Source organism: Alteribacillus sp. HJP-4, from assembly GCF_042139015.1.
Classification (GTDB): Bacteria; Bacillota; Bacilli; order Bacillales; family Marinococcaceae; genus JBHIKY01.
Map to the genome: position 1 here is coordinate 1 of NZ_JBHIKY010000050.1, position 2,148 is coordinate 2,148.

The 2,148-nt window shown below is 48.9% G+C and carries 1 protein-coding gene, 16 tRNA genes and 1 rRNA gene; 17 read left to right on the plus strand and 1 reads right to left on the minus strand.

Features of this window, described 5'->3' with window-relative positions:
• Nucleotides 1-9: 9 nt before the first annotated feature.
• From rrf to ACE4RR_RS21385, 17 genes are all read left to right on the plus strand, one after another.
• Nucleotides 10-126 (plus strand): 5S ribosomal RNA (rrf, locus tag ACE4RR_RS21305).
• A gap of 49 nt (nucleotides 127-175) precedes the next feature.
• Nucleotides 176-250, plus strand: a tRNA-Asn gene (locus tag ACE4RR_RS21310).
• A 1-nt stretch (nucleotide 251) separates the two neighbouring features.
• Nucleotides 252-345, plus strand: a tRNA-Ser gene (locus ACE4RR_RS21315).
• Between the two features lie 12 nt (nucleotides 346-357).
• Nucleotides 358-432 (plus strand) — tRNA-Glu (locus tag ACE4RR_RS21320).
• A 6-nt stretch (nucleotides 433-438) separates the two neighbouring features.
• Nucleotides 439-514, plus strand: a tRNA-Val gene (locus ACE4RR_RS21325).
• A gap of 15 nt (nucleotides 515-529) precedes the next feature.
• Nucleotides 530-606 (plus strand) — tRNA-Met (locus tag ACE4RR_RS21330).
• A 176-nt stretch (nucleotides 607-782) separates the two neighbouring features.
• Nucleotides 783-858: transfer RNA gene (locus ACE4RR_RS21335), tRNA-Asp, on the plus strand.
• Between the two features lie 100 nt (nucleotides 859-958).
• A tRNA-Phe gene (locus tag ACE4RR_RS21340) sits at nucleotides 959-1,034 on the plus strand.
• 6 nt (nucleotides 1,035-1,040) lie between these two features.
• Nucleotides 1,041-1,116: transfer RNA gene (locus ACE4RR_RS21345), tRNA-Thr, on the plus strand.
• 24 nt (nucleotides 1,117-1,140) lie between these two features.
• A tRNA-Tyr gene (locus ACE4RR_RS21350) sits at nucleotides 1,141-1,226 on the plus strand.
• A 6-nt stretch (nucleotides 1,227-1,232) separates the two neighbouring features.
• A tRNA-Trp gene (locus ACE4RR_RS21355) sits at nucleotides 1,233-1,307 on the plus strand.
• 14 nt (nucleotides 1,308-1,321) lie between these two features.
• Nucleotides 1,322-1,397, plus strand: a tRNA-His gene (locus ACE4RR_RS21360).
• A gap of 20 nt (nucleotides 1,398-1,417) precedes the next feature.
• A tRNA-Gln gene (locus tag ACE4RR_RS21365) sits at nucleotides 1,418-1,492 on the plus strand.
• A gap of 3 nt (nucleotides 1,493-1,495) precedes the next feature.
• Nucleotides 1,496-1,570: transfer RNA gene (locus ACE4RR_RS21370), tRNA-Gly, on the plus strand.
• Nucleotides 1,571-1,626: 56 nt separating this feature from the next.
• A tRNA-Cys gene (locus ACE4RR_RS21375) sits at nucleotides 1,627-1,701 on the plus strand.
• A gap of 10 nt (nucleotides 1,702-1,711) precedes the next feature.
• Nucleotides 1,712-1,801, plus strand: a tRNA-Leu gene (locus tag ACE4RR_RS21380).
• A 17-nt stretch (nucleotides 1,802-1,818) separates the two neighbouring features.
• A tRNA-Leu gene (locus ACE4RR_RS21385) sits at nucleotides 1,819-1,903 on the plus strand.
• A 21-nt stretch (nucleotides 1,904-1,924) separates the two neighbouring features.
• Here the strand turns inward: ACE4RR_RS21385 and ACE4RR_RS21390 are convergent.
• Nucleotides 1,925-2,148: hypothetical protein (locus ACE4RR_RS21390; protein ID WP_375537445.1), on the minus strand; the 224-nt coding region annotated here is incomplete at its 5' end.

The following is a 2,148-nucleotide window of genomic DNA, read 5'->3' on the forward strand; positions in this document are numbered from 1 at the left end:
GCCGCATTGTCCGGTGACGACAGCGAAGAGGTCCCACCCGTTCCCATGCCGAACACGGAAGTTAAGCTCTTCAGCGCTGATGATAATGAAGGGGCAACCCTTTGTGAAAGTAGGACGCTGCCGGGCATATTACATACTTATCTTAAATTTATACAATAATATCTTAAAATGATATTCCACAGTAGCTCAGTGGTAGAGCTATCGGCTGTTAACCGATCGGTCGCAGGTTCGAATCCTGCCTGTGGAGCCATGGAGAGCTGTCCGAGCTGGCCGAAGGAGCACGATTGGAAATCGTGTAGGCGGTGTTAAACCGTCTCGAGGGTTCGAATCCCTCGCTCTCCGCCATTAAGTCATTATGGCCCGTTGGTCAAGTGGTTAAGACACCGCCCTTTCACGGCGGTAACACGGGTTCGAATCCCGTACGGGTCACCAAATTTTGGAGGATTAGCTCAGCTGGGAGAGCACCTGCCTTACAAGCAGGGGGTCGGCAGTTCGATCCTGTCATCCTCCACCATCATTTTTATAGTATCGCGGGGTAGAGCAGTCTGGTAGCTCGTCGGGCTCATAACCCGGAGGTCGGAGGTTCAAATCCTTCCCCCGCAACCAATTTAACTTCTTAAAGAACGAAGATGACGAAGAGATTCGCAGCACACCAAGACCTTTGGAAGAAGAAGCAAGAAGGTCGAGGAACCAAGAGAGAGAAGGAAGGAGCGTACTTCAGTACGTGACCTGACTGAAAGAACGAAGATGACGAAGAGATTCGCAGCTTATTCTTACAAAGTGGGCCTGTGGTGTAGCGGTTAACATGCCTGCCTGTCACGCAGGAGATCGCGGGTTCGATTCCCGTCAGGCCCGCCATTTAACATTAAATCTAGCAATTTATTTAAAATGTGTTATCATGAGCAGTACATGATTTATCAACACCTAAAGTAATCTATAATATCACTATAATTAATAAGGCTCGATAGCTCAGTCGGTAGAGCAGTGGACTGAAAATCCTCGTGTCGGCGGTTCGATTCCGTCTCGAGCCACCATTTCATGCCGGTCTAGCTCAATTGGTAGAGCAACTGACTTGTAATCAGTAGGTTGGGGGTTCAAGTCCTCTGGCCGGCACCATTTTTAAAATACAATAAAATGTACGGAGGGGTAGCGAAGTTGGCCAAACGCGGCAGACTGTAAATCTGCTCCCTTTGGGTTCGGCGGTTCGAGTCCGTCCCCCTCCACCATTACTCAGGGGTATAGTTCAAAGGCTAGAACAGCGGTCTCCAAAACCGCCGATGTGGGTTCGAGTCCTACTACCCCTGCCATTTCTATCTTTATGGCGGTTGTGGCGAAGTGGTTAACGCACCGGATTGTGGTTCCGGCATTCGTGGGTTCGATTCCCATCAGCCGCCCCATATATTAACATATATTTTTTTGGGCTATAGCCAAGCGGTAAGGCACCGGACTTTGACTCCGTTATGCGCTGGTTCGAATCCAGCTAGCCCAGCCAGATGCGGAAATAGCTCAGTGGTAGAGCACCACCTTGCCAAGGTGGGGGTCGCGGGTTCGAATCCCGTTTTCCGCTCCATAATTAAATTCTGTGTGCATATACTTGTTCAAGGAAAGATATTTGATGCACAACAGGGCGGCATAGCCAAGTGGTAAGGCAAGGGTCTGCAAAACCCTCATTCCCCGGTTCAAATCCGGGTGCCGCCTCCATTAGTTACGTGCCGGGGTGGTGGAATTGGCAGACACACAGGACTTAAAATCCTGCGGTTGGTGTACAACCGTGCCGGTTCAAGTCCGGCCCTCGGCACCATTTTATTTACAATAGTTGGCGGTGTGGCGGAATTGGCAGACGCGCACGACTCAAAATCGTGTTCCTTCGGGAGTGCCGGTTCGACCCCGGCCACCGCTACCATTTTATATATTTAACTATGGATCAACGTCTACTGGCATTTTCAGCAGACGTTTTTTGGTGTGGGAATGTAATTTTTCTATTCCGAGCTTTGAATGTTTTTCTACCTGCTAAGGATTTTGGCTCTACAATAAATGTTGGGGTTTTGAAACAATTATCACGCATAAAAAACACGCAAGCTCCTTTATCCTTTATACTTGAATTGTCGAGAAACAAGAAAGGATAGGAGTTGCGTGTCATATGCATTT